Here is a 24,823-nt window from a genome sequence, read left to right as displayed (position 1 = left end):
GTGGTCAAAGAACTTCTGTGAAAGGTTGCCATTTTACAACATATCCATAAACTGCTTGGCAGCCTGGGATACAGGAAGGCTTTCATTGAAAGCAACCACCATCTGACGGGCAGGAAGTTTTTCTGAAAGTTCCAGGATAAACAGATCCTTATCATTAGCCGGGATACAGAAATCCGGAACAAAAGCAATCCCGAGACCGATGCGGGCCAGGTCGATCAGCAGGTCATTACTGGAAAGCTCGATCTCCGGTACCAGGTCCAAATGACTTTTCTGGAAAATCTGGTGCAGGAATTCACTGGTGGTACTTTTACGGTCTAACATCATGATCGGGTATTTTAACAGCTCTTCTAAGGTCAGTTCCTTTCCTTCCAAGTCAAAGGCCTGACGGCTGGCTACAAATACATCATGGAATTCATTGATGACCCGGGTGTGCAGGTTGCCTGCGAGAGCAGAGTTAGGATAATTGGCAATGATAAAATCAGTCTGACCATTTTCCAGGGCTTTGGCACATTCAATGGAAGTGTGGTTGATCACTTTGATATGAATGTTGGGGTATTCTTTGTGGAACTGTTTTAAGTAGGGTACCAGATAGTAGCGGCAGATGGTGTCGCTGGCGCCAATACGCAGCTGGCCTCCGTTTAAGGTATGGGCCTCTAACAGCTGGTTTTCCCCCTTCTGGATCAGGTTCATGGCTGGTTCAATATGTTTTAATAAAATTTCGCCCTCTGGTGTCAGCTGTACTTTTTTGGTACTGCGGATGAAAAGCGGCTGTTTCAGCTTCTTTTCAAGGACCTTAATGGACTGGCTTACAGCAGACTGGGAAATAAAAAGCTGTTTGGAAGCTTCCGAGAAACTAAGTGTAACGGCTACGTGATAAAATACCTTGTATAATTCATAATTAATATCCATTATTAAGTCCTCCTTATAATTACCTATATTCTATCACGGGTGACTTTATTTTGTAAAGATGAATAAAACTTGACGAATAAAGAGGGATGGATTATCTTTATAACAGACATAAAACTTAGACAAAGGCAGAGAATACAAGTAATGATAGAGACAGTAGTATCCTTAGGACTGCCTGCCGGTGAGCGGCTTCTTGTAAAGAAGAATGTGTTAAAACCAATGGTGATAACAGGCAGTGAAAAAAGAGTATGTATTGTAACCGGCACCCACGGTGATGAACTGGAGGGGCAGTTTGTCTGTTATGAATTAAACAGACGGATTGAAGAACATTTGGAATATTTAAAGGGAATCGTAGAAATTTATCCTGCGTTAAATCCTCTGGGAGTAAATTCGATCACCAGAGGTGTTCCGGGATTTGATCTTGATATGAACCGTGTATTTCCGGGTTCTGAGGAAAGCTCCCTGCCGGAATACGCAGCGTATAAGATCATGGAGGATCTGAAAGGTGCTTCTCTTTGCATTGATATCCATGCCAGCAATATTTTCCTCAGGGAAATTCCACAGGTAAGGGTCAGTGCAGAAATGGCCGAAAAACTTCTTCCATATGCAAAAAAACTGAATACAGATTTTATCTGGATCAGTTCGGCAGCTACTGTTCAGGAATCTACGCTGGCTCACAGCTTAAATGATGCGGGAGTACCTACATTGGTAGTAGAAATGGGAGTAGGCATGCGCATTACCAGAGATTTCGGCCATCAATTAACAGAGGGCATCTTTTCATTGTTAAAAGAATTAGGTGTATGGGATGGAGAAATAAAGGTACCATGCATACCGGTTTCATCTCAAAACCGGAAAGTATGTTTTATCAATGCGGTTAAACCGGGTATTTTTCTTCCGGCAGCACAGCACAGAAAAGATCTGAAAAAGGGCGAACTGATCGGACAGATTTTAAATCCTATCAATGGTACAGTAGAGGAGGAAATCGTATCTCCGGAGGATGGCCTGCTTTTTACACTCAGGGAATATCCGGTTGTAATGCCAGGTTCTCTGATCGCCAGAGTACTGGGAGGTGAGATAGAAGGATGAGAAAAGAAAAAATATACTCCCTTTCCAGTCTTTACAGGGAAAATATGGACATATACGGATATCGCTTTGGAAAAGGTGAAAAAGCAGCCTGTATTGTAGGGGCTATGCGTGGCAATGAGATCCAGCAGATGTATATAGGTGCTCTGCTGGTGAAAAGTTTAAAAGAATTAGAAGAACGGGGATCGATCGTAAATGGCAATGAGATCCTTGTGATTCCCCATGTAAATGACTATTCTATTAATATAGGAAAGCGCTTCTGGCCGGGAGATAATACGGATATTAACCGTATGTTTCCGGGAAACGAAGAAGGAGAGACAACGAAACGGATTGCTGCAGGACTTTTTGAAAAAGTAAAAGGCTACAGTTACGGTATCCAGTTTCCCAGCTTTTATATGCCCGGAGATTTTGTTCCCCATGTGCGTATGATGGAAGCTGGAATGGAAAGTGCCAGTCTGGCGAATCTGTTTGGACTGCCTTATGTAGTTATGCGAAGTCCGCGTCCTTATGATAAGGCAACCCTTAATTATAACTGGCAGCAGTGGAACACCCATGCGTTTTCCATTTATACAGGAGCCTGTGACCAGGTAGATGAAAGTTCTGCAAAACAGGCTGTATCGGCTGTTTTACGTTTTCTTACCCGTATGGGGATTTTACGTTACACCAGTCACAGCGGTTATATTGCCAGTGTAGTGGTGGAGCAGGATCTTACCAGTGTCTGCTCTGATAATGCAGGAATTTACAGGCGTTATTTTAAGCCGGGAGATGAAGTAAAGCGTGGGGAGGTGCTGGCAGATGTGATCAGTCCGGATGACGGTTCCGTGATCAGCCAGATCCATTCGCCTACAGAAGGAACCATATTTTTTGCCTGTGGACAGCCTTTGATCATGGAAGGAACCCTGCTTTACAGGATCATCCGCAGACTTCATCAATAGATTTAATTTAGAACAGGAGAAAACCGGAAAATTATGGAAGTAAATTTTTATGAAATGTATTTAGAAGAAATGGCATTGATCCCTGTACTTGAGGCAGAGGAAGAAGAAAAGGTTTTAGCTCTTGCAGCTACAGGGGATAAAGAGGCAAAGAAACGCCTGGTAGAAGGCTCTCTGGCAAAAGTTGCCCAGATGGTAAAAGAATACGAGGGAAGAGAGCTTCCTATGTCTGATGTGGTACAGGAGGCAAATGTGGCCCTTACAGCAGCTGCAGCAGCTTATGACGGAAGTCAGCAGTGGCAGGAATTTTTAGCCCAGGAGATCCGTCAGGCAGTAGAGGCAGCTTTAGAGGAACAGAAGACAGAAGCTGAGATCGAAGAAAATATGACAGCCAGAGTAAATGTACTCCAGACTGTATCCCAGGTGATGGCAAAAGAGCTGGGAAGAGAAGCAACTGTGGCAGAACTGGCTGAAAAGATGAAAATGACAGAAGATGAAGTAAAAGATATTATGAAACTGGCTCTGGATGCGATCACTGTAAACGGAGAAGGTGCAGTATCGGAAGAGCAGCAGAAAGAGGAAGAGTAAAATGAAACTATACATCATACGCCATGGTCAGACAGACTGGAATATAGCCAAGAAGATCCAGGGACGGCAGGATATCCCCTTAAATGAAAGAGGACATTTTCAGGCACAGTGCCTTGGGAAAGCAATGGAAAACCGTCCTATTACAGCTGTATTTTCCAGTCCCCAGATCCGTGCCATGGAAACAGCAATAGCAGTTGCTTCTCCTGCAGGTGTTCCGGTGATCCCTGTAAGGGATCTGATGGAGATCAATTACGGAGTCTGGGAAGGAAAGACAGAGGAAGAACTTTTAAGAGATGACAGAGCCCTGTATGAGGCATGGTGGTCCCATCCGGCAGAAACAGCGCCTCCTGAGGGAGAGAGCATTAACCAGGTCAATGAGCGCTGCCGTCAGGCATGGAAGGAGATCAAACCCCAGCTTACAGGTGATGCCGCGATTGTGGCTCATGGCGGTCTGCTGGCTCATTTTATGGAGCAGCTTTTAGGCAGCGAAAGCATTGCTGCATCCACCGTTGCCCACAACGCAAGTATTACCACCATTGAATACGAGCCGGAAACAGAACGTTTTGTGCTGGTAGAGTTTGATGATTATAAGCATTTGCTGTAAAACAGATGATGTGGAGAAATTCAGAAAAAAGGACCTTGCAGAGATCATTCCCTGCAGGGTCCTTTTTCTAAAAATGGGTTTGGCTGTTTTAAACATTTTCAATCAGTTATATAGGATCTATGTATTAGATCAGTCCTCCAAACTGAAGGAAGAGAGGAGCGAAAACTAAAGATACGATGGTCATCAGCTTGATCAGGATGTTGATAGAAGGTCCTGAAGTATCCTTAAATGGATCACCTACTGTATCACCTACAACAGCAGCTTTATGAGCGGTACTTCCCTTGCCGCCGTGATTTCCTTCTTCGATGTATTTCTTTGCATTATCCCAGGCACCGCCGGAGTTGGACATGAAGATGGCCATAAGTACACCGGTTAAAAGAGCACCGGTTAACAGTCCGCCTAAAGCGTCAGGTCCAAGGATCAGACCTACTGCGATCGGAGCAAGGACTGCCATCAGTCCTGGAAGGAACATTTCCTTTAAGGCTGCATTGGTGGAAATAGAAACACAGGAAGCATAATCCGGACGGGAAGTTCCTTTTAAGATACCGGCGTCTTCATGGAACTGACGGCGTACTTCCTCGATCATCTCATGTGCTGCCTTGGATACAGATTCCATGGTCATAGCAGAGAAGAGGAAAGTAAGCATACCGCCCATAAATAAACCTACAATAACATGTGCATTTAAAATATCAATGGTCTTTAACTGAACAGCCTCTGCATAGGAAACGAAGAGTGCCAGAGCAGTCAGAGCTGCGGAACCGATAGCGAAGCCTTTACCGATCGCAGCAGTGGTGTTACCTACGGAGTCTAACTTGTCAGTGATCTCACGGACGGAGTCATCCAGTTCGGACATTTCAGCGATACCGCCGGCGTTATCAGCGATAGGACCGTATGCATCAATAGCTACGGTGATACCGGTTGTGGAAAGCATACCAACAGCAGCAAGAGCGATACCGTAAAGTCCCATTAAACGGTTGGCAACCAGGATACCTGCGGAAACTAACAGGATCGGAACAGCAGTAGACTGCATACCAACAGCAAGACCGCTGATGATCGTAGTAGCGGAACCTGTCTCAGACTGTTTTGCGATCTTCTTTACAAAACGGTAGTCACCAGAGGTATAAACTTCTGTAATAGCACCAATAAGAACACCTACAAAAAGTCCGGCGATCACGGTGAAAGCAGCTAAGAAGTTGCCAAAGAAAGTACGGCTTAATACCAGAGCACTGATCACAACCAGAGCAGTAGCGCTGTATTCGCCTGTTTTTAATGCCTTGTGTGGATCAGCATTGCCAATCGCCTTTACTAAAGCAGAACCGATCATAGAAGCGATGATACCTGCTGCAGAAAGTAAAAGCGGGAAGAGAACACCTGCTTCCTGATAGAAAACAATACCAAGAGTCAGAGCTGAGATCAGGGAACCTACATATGACTCAAAAAGGTCAGCGCCCATACCTGCAACGTCACCAACATTATCACCAACATTGTCTGCGATAACAGCAGGGTTACGTGGGTCATCTTCCGGAATGCCGGCTTCTACCTTACCAACCAGGTCGGCGCCTACGTCAGCAGCTTTTGTATAGATACCGCCGCCTACACGGGCAAACAGGGCGATAGAAGAAGCACCTAAGCTGAAACCGGAGAGAACGGAAACATCACCGGTAATGATATAAAGGGTGCCAACGCCTAAAAGGCCAAGACCGACAACGGCCATACCCATAACACTTCCGCCGGAAAATGCCAGAGCCAGGGCGCGTTTCATACCCTGGGTACGGGCAGCGTTTGCAGTACGGCAGTTTGCGCGGATCGCAGCGCTCATTCCCAGATAACCGGCAGCAGTAGAGAAAAGGCTTCCGGTGAGGAAACATACAGCTGTTACCCAGTTGCGGGTACCAACACCTATAACGACAAATAATACAGCAACGAAAATGACCAGAATGCGGTATTCAGAAGCAAGGAATGCTCTGGCTCCTTCTGCGATCGCGTCTGCGATTTCACGCATCCTGTCAGTGCCCGGATCCTGTTTGATCACATAGGACTTAAGAAAAATGGCAAACAGTAAGCCTGCCAGTCCTACGACCGGGACTAAGAATAATAGTTCTTTCATAATACCCTCCTAATAAAAATATATTTGTTAAAAATGTAGCTAACACCCTGTAAATATTGTAGCAAATATAGTTAAAATTATCAACAAAAAAATTGTAAAAACCTAAAAAAATTTGCGTTTAAAATTACTTGCTATTCTCCCCATCCTGTATTACAATAAAAAATATAAGTGTAAGCGCTTACAATGTACGTTCGAAAAATTTGAGGGTACATATTAAAACATGGGAGGTATTTTAAGATGAATGGTATAAGAGGCAATGTGATCGTAGGACAGTCCGGCGGCCCTACAGCAGTAATCAATTCAAGTCTTGCAGGTGTATTTAAAACAGCAAAAGACAGAGGGGCAAATAAGGTGTACGGTATGCTCCACGGTATCCAGGGACTTTTACAGGAGAGATATGTGGATTTAGAGGACCACATTAAAAATGACCTGGACATTGAACTTTTAAAGAGAACACCTTCCGCTTATTTAGGTTCCTGTCGTTTCAAACTGCCGGATATTTCTCAGGACAGAGAGATCTATGACAAGATTTTTGACATTTTAAATAAATTGGAGATCGAGTATTTCTTCTATATCGGAGGAAATGACTCCATGGATACCATTAAAAAGCTTTCTGATTATTCTTTATTAAATGGAAGCAACATCCGTTTTATGGGTGTTCCAAAGACCATTGATAATGACCTGGCAGCTACAGACCATACACCTGGTTACGGAAGTGCTGCAAAATACATCGGTTCCATTACAAAGGAAGTCATCCGTGATGGTCTGGTATATGATCAGCAGAATGTTACTATCTTAGAGATCATGGGACGTAATGCAGGCTGGCTGACCGGTGCTGCAGCTTTAGCAAAATGCGAAGACTGCGAAGGCCCTGACATGATCTTTCTGCCAGAGGTTACTTTTGATGTAGATGAATTTATGAAGAAGGTAGCAGAGCTTCACAAGAAGAAAAAGTCTGTAGTAGTAGCTGTATCTGAAGGCGTGAAGACGGCAGACGGCAGATATGTATGTGAATTAACAGACGGTATTGATTTCGTAGATGCTTTCGGTCACAAGCAGCTGACTGGAACTGCCCGTTTCCTGGCTGAGAAGATCAACCGTGAAGTAGGCTGCAAGACCAGAGCAATCGAATTTAACTCCCTTCAGAGATGCGCTTCCCATATTGTATCCAGAGTGGATATCACTGAGGCTTACCAGGTTGGCGGCGCTGCTGTAAAAGAAGCGTTTGAGGGTGAAACAGGTAAGATGATCATCTTAAAGAGAGTTTCTGATGATCCATATATCTGCGTTACTGATATTTATGATGTACATAAGGTCGCAAATGTGGAGAAAAAGGTTCCAAGAAACTGGATCAATGAAGCAGGCGATTATGTAACAGAAGAATTTGTAAATTATATCCGTCCGCTGATCCAGGCAGAATTAACCCCGATCATGACAGACGGACTTCCAAGACACCTGTATTATACAGACGTAGAGAAGAAGTAAGAGAGTGATAAAAAAGATCCTTCGCCAGATGGCGGGGGATCTTTTTGTTGCCTGATGGAAATTATCACATTTTTTAGTAAATCACATTATATTCTATTTCCATAGGAATGTCAATATGCCAACTGAGGGCATTTTAAACAATATTTTATTCTTCACAATCAATGATACAGCTTATTATGCTCATAAACAGGTTCGCTTGTCAGCTGAACACCCAGTTTCTTGAATGTCTTAATATCCACATTAGAAAGCATAACAGAAGTGTGTACCTGGCAGCCGCGCAGTTTTGGAAGCTGGGCAAGAGCCTTCTTTGCAGTCTCATCCGTAGCAGCGCTCATGGACAGGGCAATCAGGACTTCATCTGTGTGAAGACGAGGATTTTTGCTGCCAAGATAACCGGTCTTTAATACCTGGATCGGTTCAATGGCAGAAGGTGCGATCAGATGTACATCATCCGGGATATCTCCTAAAACCTTGATAGCATTTAAGAGAACAGCAGCAGAAGCACCTAACAGATCGCTGGTCTTTCCTGTAACGATACGTCCGTCATCTAATTCCAGTGCAGCAGCAGGGCAGGAAAGTTCTTCAGCGCGCTTTAAACATGGACCAACTACACTTCTCATCTCAGGAGTGATCTTAGCCTGGTTCATCAACAGTTTTAACTTGTAAACTTCGTCAGAGTTGTCATCCTCTTTTGCAAGGCGGTTTAATGCCTGATAGTAGCGGCGGATGATCTCCTGTTTGGAAGCTTCGCAGCATACCTCATCATCACAGATACAGAAACCGGCCATATTTACGCCCATATCAGTAGGAGATTTGTAAGGACTGGAACCATAGATGCCTTCAAAAATAGCATTTAATACAGGGAAGATATCCACGTCACGGTTGTAGTTGACAGTGGTCTTTCCATAAGCTTCCAGGTGGAATGGGTCGATCATATTGACGTCATTTAAGTCAGCAGTAGCAGCCTCGTAAGCCAGGTTTACCGGATGCTTTAAAGGAAGGTTCCAGATCGGGAAGGTCTCAAACTTTGCATATCCGGCCTTGATGCCACGTTTGTTTTCATGGTAGAGCTGGGATAAGCAGGTAGCCATTTTGCCGCTTCCTGGTCCTGGAGCGGTAATGACAACTAATGGTCTGGAAGTTTCGATATAGTCATTTTTGCCGTAACCTTCATCACTTACGATCAGCGGGATATTGCTTGGATATCCTTCGATGCAGTAGTGGCGGTATACACGGATGCCCATGTGCTCCAGCTTCACCTTAAACTGGTCAGCGCCACTCTGGCCGCTGTACTGGGTGATGACTACGCTTCCTACATAAAGGCCTTTTCCCTGGAATTCCTGGATCAGACGGAGCACATCTACGTCATAAGTGATACCCAGGTCGTGGCGTACCTTGCTTTTTTCAATATCAGCAGCGCTGATAACGATGACTACTTCTGCCTGGTCAGCTAACTGAAGCAGCATACGTAGCTTGCTGTCCGGTGCAAATCCCGGAAGGACTCTGGATGCATGGTAATCGTCAAAAAGCTTGCCGCCGAACTCCAGATACAGTTTGTCACCGAACTGTCCGATCCGCTCTTTAATATGCTCTGACTGCATGGAAAGGTATTTGTCGTTGTCGAATCCGATTTTCATGTTCTTGTATCTCCTGCTATGATTTCTCTTATTTAAACACGTACATTTGCGCATTTACTTTAGTATAGCATAATTTTACATGCCATACCAGAACTTTTAAAAGTTGTAGTTTGAAAGGTTTTTATAAATATAAGGAAAGAAATTGTAAAACATTCACAGAACACTTATAAGTAACAAATATAAGAATAATTAAATATATTAATTTTACTAATTTATATAATCTGTGCTATGATAGAGACAAAAGTTAAAGTAAAACAGGCAAACGAGGCCATTTATATAATGGTCCGGCACAGAAGAAGCTAAAAGCTATGAAAAACAGGAGGTCTGTAATGAGCGTAAGACGAATTTTTGTAGAGAAAAAGCCTGATTATGCGGTAAAAGCAGGAGAGTTAAGAGAAGAGTTAGTAAGCTACCTTGGCATTACCGGAGTGAAGAGTGTACGGGTACTGATCCGTTATGATATTGAAAATCTTTCAGAAGATACCTATAAGAAAGCACTGGGAACCATTTTCTCAGAGCCGCCTGTAGATGAGGTTTATGAGGAAGAATTTCCAAAGAACCCGGGAGATCTGGTATTTTCCGTCGAGTACCTGCCGGGACAGTTTGATCAGAGAGCAGACTCTGCCATGCAGTGTGTCAAGCTGTTAAAAGAAGATGAGGAACCGGTGATCCGTACAGCAACTACCTATGTGATCACAGCACCGCTGACTCTGGCACAGGAAGATGCCATCCGCCATTTCTGCATCAACCCGGTTGACAGCCGTCAGGCAGAAGAGGACAAGCCAAAGACTCTGGTAACTGAGTTTGAGGTTCCGGAAGATATTAAGAGCTTTGAAGGCTTTGCAAAGGCTTCTGAAGAAGAATTAAAGGCATTATATGATACCTTAAATCTTGCAATGACATTCAAAGACTTCTTATATATACAGAAATATTATGCAGGAGAAGAACACAGAGATCCAACTGTAACTGAGATCCGCGTGTTAGATACCTACTGGTCTGACCACTGCCGTCATACCACCTTTTCCACAGAGCTTAAAAATGTAACCTTTACAGAGGGCGAATACAAGAAGCCAATTGAAGATACTTATAAGAAATACCTGGCTGACCGTGCAGTAATCTACAAGGACCGCAAGGACAAATATGTATGCCTGATGGACCTGGCTCTTATGGCAATGAAGAAGCTGCGCAGCGAAGGCAAGTTAGAAGACCAGGAAGAGTCTGACGAGATCAATGCCTGCAGCATCGTAGTTCCTGTTGAGATCGACGGAAAGACAGAAGAGTGGCTGGTAAATTTTAAAAATGAGACTCACAACCACCCAACAGAGATCGAGCCTTTCGGCGGCGCGGCTACTTGCTTAGGCGGTGCCATCCGTGATCCGTTATCCGGCCGTACTTATGTATATCAGGCAATGCGTGTTACCGGTGCAGCAGATCCTACAAAGCCATTAAATGAGACTTTAAAGGGCAAACTTCCTCAGAGAAAGATCGTTACCAGCGCAGCTGCCGGATATTCTTCTTATGGAAACCAGATCGGTCTGGCAACCGGTTATGTAAAAGAATTATATCATCCAGGTTATGTAGCTAAGAGAATGGAGATCGGTGCTGTTATGGGCGCTGCTCCAAGAAAATATGTAAAGCGTTTAACCTCTGATCCAGGAGATATCATTATCCTTTTAGGCGGTCGTACCGGCCGTGACGGTATTGGAGGTGCTACCGGTTCTTCCAAGGTACACACCACTGCTTCTATTGAGGTATGCGGTGCAGAGGTACAGAAAGGAAATGCACCTACCGAGCGTAAGATCCAGAGAATGTTCCGTCGTCCGGAAGTAAGCTCCATTATTAAAAAATGTAATGACTTTGGTGCAGGCGGTGTATCTGTTGCAATCGGTGAGCTGGCAGCAGGTCTTCAGATCGACCTGGACAAGGTTCCGAAGAAATATGCAGGTCTTGACGGTACTGAGATCGCTATTTCCGAGTCCCAGGAGCGTATGGCAGTTGTAGTTGATCCTGCTGACGTAGAGAAATTCTTAGGCTATGCAGCAGAAGAAAACCTGGAAGCAGTTACCGTTGCAGTTGTAACTGAAGATCCAAGACTGGTGATGAACTGGAGAGGAAAGACCATTGTAGATATCAGCCGTGCTTTCCTTGATACAAACGGCGCTCATCAGGAAGCAGATGTTACCTTAGAGGTTCCTGCACATGAGGGAAATCTTTTTGATAAGAAAGAAGTAGGAAATGTAAAAGATAAATGGCTGAACATGCTGTCCGACTTAAATGTGTGCTCACAGAAGGGACTGGTAGAGCGTTTTGACGGTTCTATTGGCGCAGGTTCTGTATTTATGCCATTTGGCGGCAAATATCAGCTGACAGAAACACAGTCCATGGTAGCAAAGCTTCCTGTATTAGAAGGACATACAGATACCGTTACCATGATGAGCTACGGCTTTGATCCATATCTTTCCAGCTGGAGCCCATACCATGGCGCTGTTTATGCAGTTGTCTCTTCTGTAGCAAAGATCGTGGCTGCAGGCGGTGATTATAAAAAGATCCGCTTTACTTTCCAGGAATACTTCCGCAGAATGAGCAGCGACCCAACCAGATGGAGCCAGCCATTTGCAGCACTCCTTGGTGCTTACAATGCGCAGATGGGCTTTGGACTTCCTTCCATCGGCGGTAAGGACAGTATGTCCGGTACCTTTGATGATGAACACGGTGAGATCAATGTACCTCCGACACTTGTTTCCTTTGCAGTAGATGTAAACAGCTGCAAGAACATCATTACTCCTGAATTTAAGAAAGCAGGAAGCAAGATCGTAGAATTTAAGATCAACCGTGATAACTATGATCTGCCGGATTACGCCCAGATCATGGACGGCTACGGAAAGCTGTTTGAAGATATCAAGGCTGGAAAGATCCTTTCTGCATATGCAGTAGAAGGCAGAGGCGCTGCGGAAGCTGTAAGCAAGATGGCATTCGGCAACAAGATGGGCGTTAAGATCGAGCACAATGTAGATCCAAGAGATTTCTTTGGCGCAGGCTGGGGCAATATCGTATGCGAAGTAGCAGAAGGAAAAGTGGGAGAACTTTCCATCCCATATACTTTACTTGGCGAAGTAACAGACAAGGGTGTATTTGAATATGGAAATACCACCATTACCATGGATGAAGCTTTAGCAAGCTGGATGAAGACCTTAGAGGACGTATTCCCAACTGTTACAGGCAAAGAAAAGACAGGCGAAGCTGCAAAGATAGAAGAAAAGCTTTACGATACAGATACTATTTACATCTGCGACCACAAGCTGGCACAGCCGGAAGTATTTATCCCTGTATTCCCTGGTACTAACTGCGAGTACGACAGCACAAAAGCCTTTGAACGTGCAGGCGCAAAGGTAGTAACAAAGGTATTTAAGAACTTAAGTGCACAGGATATCCGTGAGTCTGTAGAAGAATACAAGAAAGAGATCGCAAAGGCACAGATCATCATGTTCCCAGGCGGCTTCTCCGCTGGTGATGAGCCAGACGGTTCCGCTAAATTCTTTGCAACTGTATTCCGCAATGCAGTGATCAAGGAAGAGGTAGAAAAGCTGTTAAATGAACGTGACGGACTTATGCTTGGTATCTGCAACGGTTTCCAGGCCCTGATCAAGTTAGGCCTTGTTCCGGAAGGAAAGATCACAGAGCAGAAGCCAAATTCTCCTACACTGGCTATGAACACCATTGGACGCCATATTTCCAAGATGGTTTACACCAAGGTTATGACAAATAAGTCCCCATGGCTGGCAGAAGCAAAACTGGGCGGTGTATACTGCAATCCGGCTTCCCACGGTGAAGGACGTTTCGTAGCAGACGAAGCATGGCTCCACCGCCTGATCGCAAATGGCCAGGTAGCGACCCAGTATGTAGACGATAAGGGCAATGTGACCATGGACGAATACTGGAATCCAAACGGTTCCTACATGGCAATCGAAGGTATCACAAGCCCGGATGGCCGTATCCTTGGTAAGATGGCTCACTCTGAGAGAAGAGGCGAGGCAGTTGCCATGAACATTTACGGCGAACAGGATATGAAGATCTTTGAGTCTGGTGTGAAGTACTTTAAGTAAGAGTAAGCTATGACACAGGTAGTGTAATATTGTAAAATGTCCCGGAAGACGGTCTTGAGAAATTCGGATTATCTTCCGGGATTTTTGTATTGATGAAAAGGGGGAAAATTTAATAAAATAAAGTTTAGAATACCAGTTGACGGGAAGCATATTTTATATTATATATTGATATATATGTCCGGTATACCGGTATGCCGATGCAGGATGATCATACATGTTACCTACATATGTTTCATGTATCAGTAAATATAAAACAGTGCCCTAAAGGGCGCGGAAAGAGGAGAAGCGATGAAAGTACCTTTTAGTGTGGATCTTACAGGAAAAACAGCCATTGTAACAGGAGGAAGCGGTGTGCTTTGTTCTGCTATGGCATATGGTCTGGCTGTGAACGGGGCGAAAGTTGCCATTATCGGGCGCAATAAGGAAAAACTGGCGAAAATGTCTGAGACCCTTACAGAAAATGCCAAAAATGAATACAGCAAAGAAGCAACAGTAAAAGGCTACAGCTGCAATGTACTGGATAAAGAAGAACTGGTAAAGACTTATGAGCAGATCAAAGCAGCGCTGGGAAGCTGCGATATCCTGATTAACGGCGCGGGGGGAAACCAGCCGGGAGCCATTGCCTCTGTAAAAATGTTAAAGAAGGAAAAACAGGAGGACGATTATTCTTTCTGGGATCTGAAGGAAGAGAATATCAGAAATGTAATGGATCTGAATTACATGGGAACCTTACTGCCTATCCAGGTATTTACCAGAGATATGGTGGAAAAGAGAAAGGGAAGCATTATCAATATCGCTTCTGTTTCCTCTATCCTTCCTCTTTCCAAGGTTATGGCTTATTCCAATGCAAAAAGCGCTGTCCAGAGCCTGACTCAGTGGCTGGCGATCCACTTTGGACAGAGTGGCATCCGCTGCAATGCCATTGTACCGGGATTTTATGCAGCAGAGCAGAACCATGATCTGTTATTTAACAAGGATGGCTCCTACACAGACAGAGCCGGAGACATCATTGCCGGAACTCCTATGGGACGTTTTGGTAATCCAGAGGAGCTGATCGGCGCAGCCCTGTTTTTGGCAAGTGATGATGCAGCCGGCTTTGTAAATGGCATTGTACTGCCTGTAGACGGCGGTTACAGCGCTTTCAGCGGGGTATAATTGGGCTCATGACCAATCTCAGGTCAAACCAACGCTATATGCATTAATTTAAAATTTTCTGGTAGGCGAACCGGGGATCTCCGGCTTCGCTTCCGGAACATAATGTGATCTTTCCGCAGAAAGTATAGCCATTTTTGGCTAATGCTTTCTGCATGGAGAGATTGTCCGGATGGGTGTCGATACGAATGTTTCTGACACCCTTTTCTTTTGCAAATGCCTCAGAATAAGAGAAGAGGCTTGCAGCCAATCCTTTTCCTTTGTGTGCCTCGGATACGCAGACTCTGTGGAAAGCAAAATAAGGCTCGTCATTCAGCCAGGCGCCGTCGATAACAGCGTAGTCGGCTTCAGGACCGGGCACAACGGTGATCATGCCTAAAACTTCTCCATTTTCTTCCAGGACATGTACAACGCTTTTTTCAATGCCTTCTGTAAGCCCCTGTTCGTTTGGTTCTCCCTTTTGCCACTGGTCAATATTTCTAGCCCGAAATCCTTCTTTGGCTTCTTCTACCATTTTCATCATGGCAGGCAGGTCTGCTGTTTGGGCGGTTCTGTAATTTAACATAGGGATACCTCCTTTTAACTCTTTCGTCATTTATATTATTTTAGTAACAGTATAATCACAGTCTTAAGGATTTTCAAGGCAGTCAGCCTTGCATTTTTTACATGTGAGAATTATAATAGTGAAAAATAAAAAGATATATTCCTACAGGATATATCTGAATATCCGGTGGAAAGGAAGCAGAAGAGATGACTACGAAACTTACAAGAGAACAGGGATTGGAATTACTGAAAAAGTATAATAAGGAGCCATTTCATATTTTACATGGTCTTACAGTAGAGGGAACCATGAGATGGTTTGCAAATGAACTGGGATACGGTGAAGATGCGGATTTCTGGGCTATGGCAGGACTTCTTCACGATATTGATTTTGAAATGTATCCGGAACAGCACTGTATCAAGGCGCCAGAGCTGTTAAGAGAAGCAGGAGCAGAAGAAGAGCTGATCCACGCCATCTGCAGCCATGGTTACGGCATTGCCTGTGATGTAAAGCCGGAACATGAGATGGAAAAGGTGCTTTTTGCAGTAGATGAGCTTACAGGTCTTGTAGGAGCAGCAGCCAGAATGCGTCCTTCCCGCAGCGTAATGGATATGGAAGTTTCCAGCCTTAAAAAGAAATTCAAAGATAAAAAGTTTGCTGCCGGATGTTCCAGGGATGTGATCCGTGAAGGTGCGGAAACCCTGGGCTGGACACTGGAAGAACTGATGGAAAAGACCATTCTTGCCATGCGTTCCTGTGAAGAGTCTGTAAACAAGGAAATGGAAAATTAAAATGCTGCGTTAATAGGCTAAGAGCAGAAGCTTAAATAAAACGTTAAATAAAAGACAGAACCATTTTAAAGTATGCCGTGCAAAGACATTTGTCCTTGCACGGCAAATTTTTTAGTCCAAAACTATTGACATGATGGGAAAAGTACGGTATCATTTGCACTTGTAACGCACTAAATCAGAGACTGATCAAAAAGGTGTGTTTTACTACGATTTAAGGGAGATAAAGATCATGAAGAAAGTGGTTAAGTTCGGAGGCAGTTCACTTGCAAATGCAAAGCAGTTTAAAAAAGTGGCTGACATTATTAAAGCGGATAAATCCAGAAGATATGTAGTGCCGTCTGCACCAGGCAAGCGCAATGACAAGGATGAGAAGGTAACCGATATGCTGTATGCATGTTATGATGCAGTAGCAGAGGGACGTTCTTACAAGAAGATCCTTGACAAGATCAAAGAAAGATACAATGAGATCATTGACGGACTGGATCTGAACCTGAACCTGGATCATGAATTTGATAAAATTGAAGAAAACTTTCTTGCAAAAGCAGGAAGAGATTACGCTGCTTCCAGAGGCGAATACTTAAATGGTATCGTTATGGCAAATTATCTGGGATATGAGTTTATTGACGCTGCAGAGGTTATTTTCTTTGATGATAATGGAAACTTTGAAGCAGACACTACCGATAAAGAGCTTTCTGAGCGATTAGAGCATGTAGAGAGAGCAGTTATCCCTGGATTTTACGGTTCCCGTCATGACGGTACTGTAAAGACCTTCTCCAGAGGTGGTTCTGATGTAACCGGTTCTATCGTTGCAAAAGCGATCCATGCAGATCTCTATGAGAACTGGACCGATGTTTCCGGATTTTTAGTAGCTGACCCAAGAATTATCAAAGACCCTGAGGTTATTGAGACTATTACTTATAAAGAGCTTCGTGAACTGGCTTACATGGGTGCAAGTGTTCTTCACGAAGATGCTATTTTCCCGGTACGTAAGGAAGGTATCCCGATCAATATCCGCAACACCAACCGTCCGGATGATAAGGGAACCCTGATCGTAGAGACTACCTGCCGCAAGCCGCGTCATACCATTACCGGTATTGCAGGTAAGAAGGGCTTCTGCTCTATCAACATTGAAAAGGCAATGATGAATTCTGAGGTTGGTTTTGGGAGAAAAGTTTTAAGCGTATTTGAAAAATACGGCATCAACTTTGAACATATGCCATCCGGTATCGATACCATGACTGTTTTCGTTCATCAGTCAGAATTTGAGGCTTATGAGCAGTCTGTAGTAGCAGGTATCCACAGAGTGGCAGAGCCGGATACCATTGAATTAGAGTCAGATCTGGCACTGATCGCAGTGGTAGGCAGAGGTATGCGCTCCAACAGAGGCACTGCAGGCCGTATCTTCTCCGCACTGGCACATGCAAGAGTCAATGTAAAGATGATCGATCAGGGATCCAGTGAATGGAATATCATTATCGGTGTTAAGAACGCTGATTTTGAGACTGCTATCAAGGCGATTTATGATATCTTTATTACTGTAGATTTATAAATTGTTGGGGGAAAACTATGAATTATGGAATGAGATGCCATGACCTCTGCCCAAAGACGGATATTGATACACTGGTAAACACAATTGCTGCCAATCACGTAGATCAGATCCAGCTGGCGATGGGAAAATCCATCGCCGGATATAATTTTGATCATGGTCATTATTCGCCTGGATTTGCACGGATGATCAGAAAAAAACTGGATGAAAATGATATTCATGTGGCTGTACTGGGGTGCTATATCAATCCTGTAAATCCAGATGAGAAAGAACGCCAGAAAGCAGTAGCAAAGTTTATTGAACATTTAAAATATGCGAAGGTTATAGGCGCCGACATGGTGGGAACGGAAACCGGACGTTATGATGCAGGTTTTAAGGTAGTTCCCTATACCTATACAGAAGGCTGCTATCAGTTGTTATTAAAGAGCATGAGGGAAATTGTATCTGCTGCGGAGAAATTAGGGGTGATCGTGGGAGTAGAGGCGGTTCATGATCATACTCTTTACTGCCCGGAGATCATGAGGAGATTTTTAGAAGACATTGATTCTCCAAATGTGGAAGCAATTTTGGATCCGGTAAACCTGATCAGTGCAGAGCATGTTGCAGATCAGGATGAAGAGATCAATAAAGCATTTCGTCTTTACGGAGATCGTATTTCGGTTGTTCATGTAAAGGATTTCGTGATGAAAGAAGGAAAACCGGAATTTGCCCATGTAGGGGAAGGTCTGTTCCATTATGAACCTTTAATGAAAAACCTGAAAAAAGACAAGCCTTATATTACAATGCTTCTGGAAAATTCCACAAAAGAGCGGTATCATCAGGATGTAGAGTATTTACAAAAAATATACGATGCAGTATAAAAGCCGCTATATGCAGACACACAGTTTTGGGACCGAAAGGTCCCATTTTTGCGTTGTAGAGTAATGGGTAATATGGTATGATACCACAAGAGGATTTTTAAGATCATAAAGGGTCTGTGGGTATTTGCTATGGAAGAAATGTATGTATATAAAAATCAGAAAAAGTTAAGATGGGGCTATACCACCGGTACCTGCGGGACGGCGGCTTCTATGGCAGCGGCTCTTATGCTCCTTGGACAGAAACGGGTGGGTCAGGTGAAAGTCTCTACACCTAAGGGGCTAGACCTGGATCTGGAGATCGAGGAGATCCGTTTTACAAAGGAGCAGGCAGTCTGCGCTGTGCGAAAGGACTCCGGAGATGATCCGGATGTGACCAATGGGATCGCTATCTATTCCAGAGTATCATTTAGGGATGATAAACCGGAGACAGAAGGCTATATCTGGGAAAATGAGGTTATCCGGCTTCATCTTACAGCAGGAGAGGGCGTGGGTATCGTTACAAAGCCGGGACTGGCCTGTGAAGTAGGAAAACCTGCTATTAATCCGGTACCAAGGGAAATGATCTTTACCCATGTGGAAAGAGCCTGCAGACAATATGGATTTCAGGGCAGTCTGCATATTGAAATATTTATTCCTCAGGGAATAGAAATCAGCAAAAAGACCTTTAATCCCCGTATGGGTATCAAAGGCGGTATCTCCCTTTTGGGGACCAGTGGCATGGTAGAGCCTATGAGTGAGAAAGCACTTACCGATACCATACAGTTAGAATTGCATCAGAAACATGTGGCCGGACTTAAAAGCATGATCCTGACACCGGGGAATTATGGGGAAAGCTTTTTACGGGATGAGTTGAATGTAAATCTGGATTACGCTGTAAAGTGCAGTAATTTTATTGGTGACTCTCTGGACATGGCAGTGCAGGAAAATATTGAGGAGGTACTGTTAGTCGGACATGGAGGGAAGCTGATCAAGCTGGCAGCCGGTGTGATGAACACCCATTCTTCTGTAGCGGATGGAAGAATGGAAACTCTGGCAGCCTGGGGCGGTGCCTGCGGTGCAGGACCGGAGCTGATCCGGGAGATTTTAGAGTCCGTTACTGTAGATCAGGGATTAAAACTTTTAGAGACAGTGCCGAGGCTTCGTGAAAAGGTTATGGAACAGGTGGTAAGACGGGCCTGGGAGCATCTGACATTGCGGGCAGGAGAGTCCATGAAGGTAGAATGTATCCTGTTTACCAATGAAAGAGGGATACTGGGAATGTCTCCCGGAGCCATGGACATGTTAAAAAGGATACTGGCCCAGGATATGACGAAACTGGACTGAAAATAAACGAAAATAAATTCCGGAAAGGAAGAGAAATATGGTACACATTGTAGGAGCTGGTCCGGGAGCAGAGGACCTGATCACAGTAAGAGGACTGAGACTTTTAAAACAGGCAGATATCGTTATTTATGCAGGTTCCCTGGTCAATCCAGGTTTATTAAAAGAGACAAAACAGGGGGCTGTGATCTACGACAGCGCAAAAATGACCCTGGAACAGGTTATGGAAGTTATAGAACAGGCATGGAAAGAGCAAAAAGAGGTAGTCCGCCTGCATACAGGAGATCCCTGTCTCTACGGTGCCATCAGAGAGCAGATGGATGCAATGGACAAGCTGGGGATCACTTATGATATCTGTCCGGGAGTCAGTTCTTTCTGCGGCACAGCAGCCGCTTTACAGATGGAGTATACTCTTCCGGGAATATCCCAAAGCGTAATTATTACCAGAATGGCAGGCAGGACACCGGTGCCGGAAAGAGAGAGCATCCGCCAGTTTGCTTCTCATCAGGCAACCATGGTGATCTTTTTAAGTACGGGAATGTTAAAAGAACTGTCAAAGGAATTAATGGCAGGGGGGTACAGCCCGGATACACCAGCTGCTATTGTATACAAGGCAACCTGGCCGGAAGAGAAAACCGTGCGTACCACTGTGGCAGAGCTGGCAGAGGCAGCGGAGCGTGAACATATTACAAAAACAGCCTTGATCGTAGTTGGAAATACAGTGGCACAAAATGGCTATGACCGGTCAAAGCTGTACGATCCGGGATTTACAACAGAATTCCGTATGGCAGAAAGCTCCCACAGCGGGAAAATAGTTTCGGCTGTGCCGGAAATAGCAGCATCAGGAAAACTCTACGTAGTAGGTATGGGACCGGGTTCCTTAGATGGAATGACAAAAGAAGCGTTTAAAGCCATTGGAGACTGCCAGGTGATCGCTGGATATACGGTATATGCGGACCTTGTAAAGCCCTATTTCCCGGACAAAGAATATCTTACCACGCCTATGACAAAAGAGGAGGCACGGTGCCGTATGGCCTTTGAATGCTGTATGGAAGGCAAAGATACAGCCATGATCTGCAGTGGGGACAGCGGTGTTTACGGTATGGCAGGTCTGATCCTGGAGCTGTCAGCACAGTATCCGGGAGTAGAGATCAAGATGATACCCGGGGTTACAGCTGCCTGTGCCGGTGCTGCAGGCCTTGGAGCACCGTTGACTCATGATTTTGCAGTGGTCAGCTTAAGTGACCGTTTAACACCCATAGAAATGATCTGGGAGCGCATAGAAAAGGCAGCCCAGGCAGATTTTGTTATCTGCTTATATAATCCCCGCAGCAAAGGCAGACCGGACTATTTAAAGCAGGCCTGTGAGCGGATCATGAAATACCGTTCACCGGAAACAGTCTGCGGTGTAGCTTCCTGTATTGGAAGAGATGGGGAAGAGATGAAGGTAATATCTTTAAAAGAACTGGCTGATTATCCGGCGGATATGTTTACGACAGTATTCATTGGAAAAACCAGTACTGTAAAGATCGGCAAATGGATGGTGACACCAAGAGGCTATCTGCAAAAGAAGGAGAAATAACATGGCAAAAAAGCATGTGATCCTCTTTGCGGGAACAACAGAAGGGCGGATACTGGCTAACTGGCTGGACGAACAGTCAGGTGTTACCGGAATCGTCTGCGTGGCAACGGAATACGGTGCAGAGCTTCTGGAAGAAGAAATGTCTTTAAAGCATTTAACGGTACACTGCGGTCGCCTGGACGAGGGTGCGATGGAAGCTTTTTTGAAAAAAGAGAGCCCGTCTCTAGTGATCGATGCCACCCATCCCTATGCCCAGGTGGTGACTGCCAATATCCGGAAAGCCTGTGAAAAATATCCGGATATCTGCCTTCTGCGCTGCCTGCGAAAAGAAAGTGAAGATGAGGCAAAAGATAGCAAAGGCGATAAAAATGGCATTATCCATGTGAAAAATACAGCAGAGGCAGTCAGGTATCTTTCTGAAAAAGAAGGAAATATCTTCCTCACTACAGGAAGCAAGGAACTGGTTCTGTGGCAGGGACTTCCGGGACATTTAGAACGGATTTTTGCAAGAGTCCTTCCTGTGGAAGCTTCTGTTCATATCTGCAGGGAACTGGGCTACAGCGGAAGACATATCATTGCCATGCAGGGACCGTTTTCAGCGGAAATGAATTATATACAATTGAAGGAATTTCAATGTTCTTATATGGTAACAAAGGACGGGGGAGATACAGGCGGCTTTAAAGAAAAGATGCAGGCTGCAAAAAAAGCGGGAGCAACAGCTGTTGTGATCGACCGGCCAAAAGATAAAGGAATGTCCTTAGAGCAGACAAAAGAAGCAGTAAAGGAGTGGATGAAGGATGTCTCAGAATGAATATGAGGAGAGAAAACCCATTATCTATCTTGCAGGGATCGGAATGGGGCAGGATGACCAGCTGACAGGCGAGGTTTTAGACTGCTTAGACCGGGCAGATGCTGTAATGGGAGCCAGAAGGATGTTAGATGCAGCTGCACCTTATACAGAAGGAAAAGCAGTGCTGGCAGCTTATAAGCCCAGTGAAATGGTAAACTGGCTTTCTTCTTTTGAATGGGATGAGGCAGTGCTGGTGCTCTCCGGGGATACCGGCTTTTACAGCGGGGCAGAAGCGGCTTCCAAAGCTTTCCTGCAGGAAGGCTGGGAGGTAGAATATATTCCCGGTGTATCCAGTCTTTCTTATTTCTGCGCCAGACTCGGCAGAAGCTGGCAGAATGTTCACAGTATCAGCAGCCATGGCCGCAGCTGCGACGTAGTTTCCCATATCCGTCATTATGAAGACTGTTTTATCTTACTGGGAGGAAAGGGCAGTGTTTCTGCTCTTTGCAGGGAACTGGTAAGTAATGGACTTGGAAATGTGAAAATATGGGCTGGAGAAAATTTCTCATACGAAACAGAACGTATTCTCTGCGAAGCTACCCCTGCAGAATTGCTGATGGAAGAGGAGAAGAGGCCCTTTGGAAGTCTTGCCTGCGTTATTGTGAAAAATCCTCACGCAGAAGAGACGAGAATTTATCTCACAAAGCACCCGAAAGACGAAGATTTCATCCGGGGAAAGGTTCCGATGACCAAGGAAACCATTCGCCGGCTGTCTATAGAGAAACTTTATATCGGTAATCACAGTGTCTGTTATGATATTGGCGCGGGAACGGGCTCTGTATCCGTGGAGATGGGTCTGGCGATCCGAAGAAGCTGTAATGAAGGCAGTGTGTATGCCATTGAGCGGGAACCGGAAGCTTTGGAACTGATCCGGGCAAATGTGCAAAAGTTTCATGGAAACTGGGAAGATATCCACATTGTAGAGGGAGAAGCACCGGAGGCTTTTGAGGGACTTCCGGCACCTACCCATGCTTTTATCGGCGGCAGCGGCGGAAAGATGAAGGAGATCATTGGTACCCTGTTAAACTTAAATCCGGCGGTGCGGATCGTGGCAAATGCCATTACTTTGGAAACTGTATCAGAGATCCTTGCATGTATGAAGGAATATGGTTTTGAAGACGGTGAACTTCTGCAGGTTCAGGTTTCTCCTGTTAAACAGCTTGGCAGCTACCATATGCCAATAGCTCAGAATCCGGTATACATTGCAGTGATGCAGCATCCGGTAAAAGACGATGTGGAGGAGATAGAGTGGCTGGATTCATGATCGCAGCTCCAAGAAGCGGCAGCGGAAAGACTATGGTCACCTGCGGCATCCTGGAACTTTTAAAACGAAAACAGAAAAATCCATTTTCCTATAAATGTGGACCGGACTATATTGACGGGCTGTTTCATCGGAAAGTCCTTGGCATTGAGGGAGGAAACCTGGACAGTTTCTTTGAACAGCCACAGGACATGAGGGAAAAATATGCAGCAGTGTCTGAAACGCATTTTCCAGTAGTAGAAGGCGTAATGGGATATTTTGACGGCTTAGGCGGAGATACAACAGCTGCCAGTTCCTGGGAGGTAGCGGATATTTTAGATCTGCCGGTGGTGCTGGTAGTGGATGCAAAAGGAGCCAGCCTTTCCCTGGCGGCGCTGATCAAGGGCTTTCAGGTCTTTCAGGGAGAGTCACAGCTTTCTCAGGCAAATAAAAATGGAAATCATATTCAGGCAGTGATATTAAACAGGATCTCTCCTATGTTATATCCGCGGATGAAGGCAGTGATCGAAAAAGAAACAGGTGTGCTGGTAGCAGGATATGTACCGGAACTGGATTTCTGGCAGGTGGGAAGCCGTCATTTAGGACTTGTGCTTCCTGGGGAGATCGAGAACCTTCAGGAGCAGATGAGGCAGTTAGGTGACTGTCTGGAGAAGACATTGGATGTGGATGTATTACTTAAGCTGGGAGAAAAAGCAGATATAGATGTGCTAGGGTCTGTGACTGTGACAGCAGATGGTTCCAGCCAGAAGTGTGAAGCTCAGAAAAATGCTGATTTGGTTTTGCAAAACCAATTTGCAGGAGAAAAAATCTCACATTCAGTTATCCGCATCCGTCTTGGCGTTGCCTGGGATGAGGCTTTCTGCTTTTATTACAGGGATAACCTGGAATTTTTGGAAAAACAGGGCGTTCAGATCGTCCGGTTCAGCCCTGTCCATGATAAGCATCTGCCAGATGATCTGGATGGTCTTTTACTTGGCGGCGGTTATCCGGAGCTTTATGCAAAAGCGCTGGAAGAAAATGAGACCATACGAAATGAGATCCGCCGGAAAGCAGAGGAAGATATGCCCATTCTGGCAGAGTGCGGCGGTTATCTCTATCTTTTAAAAGAACTGGAAGATGAAAATGGAACCGGCTATGAGATGGCAGGTGTATTTTCCGGGAAAGGCTACAAAAAAGGGAAAAATTCTCATTTCGGCTATATTACGGTACGGACAGAAAAGGACAGTCTGTATTTAAAAGCAGGCGAGACCATCAAAGGCCATGAATTCCATTACTGGGAAAGTACCCAGGATGAAAATGAACTCAAAATGCAGGCAAAAAAGCCAACAGGAAAGCGCAGCTGGCCCTGCGTCACTGTAAAAAATCAGGTAATGGCAGGTTTTCCCCATTTGTATTATCCTTCCCTGGAAGGTTTTGGGGAACGGTTTGTACAGGCCTGTGACAGATACAGAATGAAAAGAAAGAGGCAGCAGTAA

At 44.9% G+C, this 24,823-nt stretch carries 19 protein-coding genes and 1 pseudogene; 16 read left to right on the top strand and 4 right to left on the bottom strand.

What is annotated here, in order from left to right; genetic code table 11:
- Nucleotides 1–33 precede the first annotated feature (33 nt).
- Complete coding sequence (locus DW251_RS04630; RefSeq protein WP_021870973.1) at nucleotides 34–909, bottom strand: LysR family transcriptional regulator; 876 nt, start codon at nucleotides 907–909, stop codon at nucleotides 34–36.
- Between the two features lie 141 nt (nucleotides 910–1,050).
- Between DW251_RS04630 and DW251_RS04625 the strand changes: the two genes are divergently transcribed.
- Genes DW251_RS04625 through DW251_RS04610 form a run of 4 tightly spaced genes read left to right on the top strand, consistent with a single transcriptional unit; the run spans nucleotide 1,051 to nucleotide 4,113 of the window.
- The gene (locus DW251_RS04625) at nucleotides 1,051–1,992 is read left to right on the top strand and encodes a M14 family metallopeptidase (protein ID WP_118300367.1); all 942 of its coding nucleotides are present in this window, start codon (nucleotides 1,051–1,053) and stop codon (nucleotides 1,990–1,992) included.
- On the top strand, nucleotides 1,989–2,924 hold the full coding sequence (locus tag DW251_RS04620; protein ID WP_021870975.1) for a M14 family metallopeptidase: 936 nt from the start codon (nucleotides 1,989–1,991) through the stop codon (nucleotides 2,922–2,924). Before DW251_RS04625 ends, DW251_RS04620 begins: the two co-directional genes overlap by 4 nt.
- A 33-nt stretch (nucleotides 2,925–2,957) precedes the next feature.
- A complete protein-coding gene (locus DW251_RS04615; protein ID WP_021870976.1) occupies nucleotides 2,958–3,509 on the top strand; it encodes a sigma-70 domain-containing protein in 552 nt (183 codons plus the stop codon).
- A gap of 1 nt (nucleotide 3,510) precedes the next feature.
- Nucleotides 3,511–4,113, top strand: a complete 603-nt coding sequence (locus DW251_RS04610; RefSeq protein WP_021870977.1) for a histidine phosphatase family protein — start codon at nucleotides 3,511–3,513, stop codon at nucleotides 4,111–4,113.
- Nucleotides 4,114–4,237: 124 nt separating this feature from the next.
- Here DW251_RS04610 and DW251_RS04605 read toward each other — a convergent pair whose 3' ends face one another.
- On the bottom strand, nucleotides 4,238–6,220 hold the full coding sequence (locus tag DW251_RS04605; RefSeq protein ID WP_021870978.1) for a sodium-translocating pyrophosphatase: 1,983 nt from the start codon (nucleotides 6,218–6,220) through the stop codon (nucleotides 4,238–4,240).
- A gap of 237 nt (nucleotides 6,221–6,457) precedes the next feature.
- On the opposite strand from DW251_RS04605, the gene DW251_RS04600 reads away from it, so the two are divergent.
- The gene (locus DW251_RS04600; protein WP_021870979.1) at nucleotides 6,458–7,705 is read left to right on the top strand and encodes a 6-phosphofructokinase; all 1,248 of its coding nucleotides are present in this window, start codon (nucleotides 6,458–6,460) and stop codon (nucleotides 7,703–7,705) included.
- Between the two features lie 158 nt (nucleotides 7,706–7,863).
- Here DW251_RS04600 and DW251_RS04595 read toward each other — a convergent pair whose 3' ends face one another.
- Nucleotides 7,864–9,342 carry a DUF1846 domain-containing protein gene (locus tag DW251_RS04595; protein ID WP_021870980.1) on the bottom strand — a complete coding sequence of 493 codons (1,479 nt, stop codon included), beginning with the start codon at nucleotides 9,340–9,342 and terminating at the stop codon, nucleotides 7,864–7,866.
- Nucleotides 9,343–9,671: 329 nt separating this feature from the next.
- Between DW251_RS04595 and DW251_RS04590 the strand changes: the two genes are divergently transcribed.
- Complete coding sequence (locus tag DW251_RS04590) at nucleotides 9,672–13,445, top strand: phosphoribosylformylglycinamidine synthase (RefSeq protein WP_118300366.1); 3,774 nt, start codon at nucleotides 9,672–9,674, stop codon at nucleotides 13,443–13,445.
- Between the two features lie 288 nt (nucleotides 13,446–13,733).
- Complete coding sequence (locus DW251_RS04585; RefSeq protein ID WP_021870982.1) at nucleotides 13,734–14,600, top strand: SDR family oxidoreductase; 867 nt, start codon at nucleotides 13,734–13,736, stop codon at nucleotides 14,598–14,600.
- A gap of 43 nt (nucleotides 14,601–14,643) precedes the next feature.
- Here the strand turns inward: DW251_RS04585 and DW251_RS04580 are convergent, their stop codons facing one another.
- Nucleotides 14,644–15,162, bottom strand: a complete 519-nt coding sequence (locus tag DW251_RS04580) for a GNAT family N-acetyltransferase (protein WP_021870983.1) — start codon at nucleotides 15,160–15,162, stop codon at nucleotides 14,644–14,646.
- Between the two features lie 185 nt (nucleotides 15,163–15,347).
- On the opposite strand from DW251_RS04580, the gene DW251_RS04575 reads away from it, so the two are divergent.
- From DW251_RS04575 to DW251_RS04540, 9 genes and pseudogenes are all read left to right on the top strand, one after another.
- Nucleotides 15,348–15,929, top strand: coding sequence for a hydrolase (locus DW251_RS04575; RefSeq protein ID WP_118300365.1), 582 nt, complete (start codon nucleotides 15,348–15,350; stop codon nucleotides 15,927–15,929).
- A 229-nt stretch (nucleotides 15,930–16,158) separates the two neighbouring features.
- Complete coding sequence (locus tag DW251_RS04570) at nucleotides 16,159–17,478, top strand: aspartate kinase (RefSeq protein WP_118300364.1); 1,320 nt, start codon at nucleotides 16,159–16,161, stop codon at nucleotides 17,476–17,478.
- 17 nt (nucleotides 17,479–17,495) lie between these two features.
- A complete protein-coding gene (locus DW251_RS04565; protein ID WP_021870986.1) occupies nucleotides 17,496–18,335 on the top strand; it encodes a sugar phosphate isomerase/epimerase family protein in 840 nt (279 codons plus the stop codon).
- 129 nt (nucleotides 18,336–18,464) lie between these two features.
- Complete coding sequence (cbiD, locus tag DW251_RS04560; protein WP_118300363.1) at nucleotides 18,465–19,658, top strand: cobalt-precorrin-5B (C(1))-methyltransferase CbiD; 1,194 nt, start codon at nucleotides 18,465–18,467, stop codon at nucleotides 19,656–19,658.
- A 37-nt stretch (nucleotides 19,659–19,695) separates the two neighbouring features.
- Nucleotides 19,696–20,439 (top strand): annotated as a pseudogene (gene cobM, locus DW251_RS18565) (precorrin-4 C(11)-methyltransferase); the annotation flags it as partial.
- Nucleotides 20,440–21,237: a precorrin-3B C(17)-methyltransferase gene (gene cobJ / locus DW251_RS18560; RefSeq protein ID WP_347474621.1), complete on the top strand. Its 798-nt coding sequence runs from the start codon at nucleotides 20,440–20,442 to the stop codon at nucleotides 21,235–21,237.
- Between the two features lies 1 nt (nucleotide 21,238).
- Nucleotides 21,239–22,048 (top strand): precorrin-6A reductase, encoded by an 810-nt coding sequence (gene cobK / locus DW251_RS04550; protein ID WP_021870989.1) that lies wholly within the window; start codon nucleotides 21,239–21,241, stop codon nucleotides 22,046–22,048.
- Nucleotides 22,035–23,351 carry a precorrin-6y C5,15-methyltransferase (decarboxylating) subunit CbiE gene (cbiE, locus tag DW251_RS04545; RefSeq protein ID WP_021870990.1) on the top strand — a complete coding sequence of 439 codons (1,317 nt, stop codon included), beginning with the start codon at nucleotides 22,035–22,037 and terminating at the stop codon, nucleotides 23,349–23,351. Before cobK ends, cbiE begins: the two co-directional genes overlap by 14 nt.
- Nucleotides 23,336–24,823, top strand: a complete 1,488-nt coding sequence (locus tag DW251_RS04540; RefSeq protein ID WP_021870991.1) for a cobyrinate a,c-diamide synthase — start codon at nucleotides 23,336–23,338, stop codon at nucleotides 24,821–24,823. Before cbiE ends, DW251_RS04540 begins: the two co-directional genes overlap by 16 nt.

The organism is Clostridium sp. AM22-11AC (assembly GCF_003473545.1).
GTDB lineage: Bacteria > Bacillota > Clostridia > Lachnospirales > Lachnospiraceae > Enterocloster.
The sequence above is the reverse complement of the archived record's forward strand: the minus strand, read 5'-3'. Positions and strand labels throughout refer to the sequence as shown.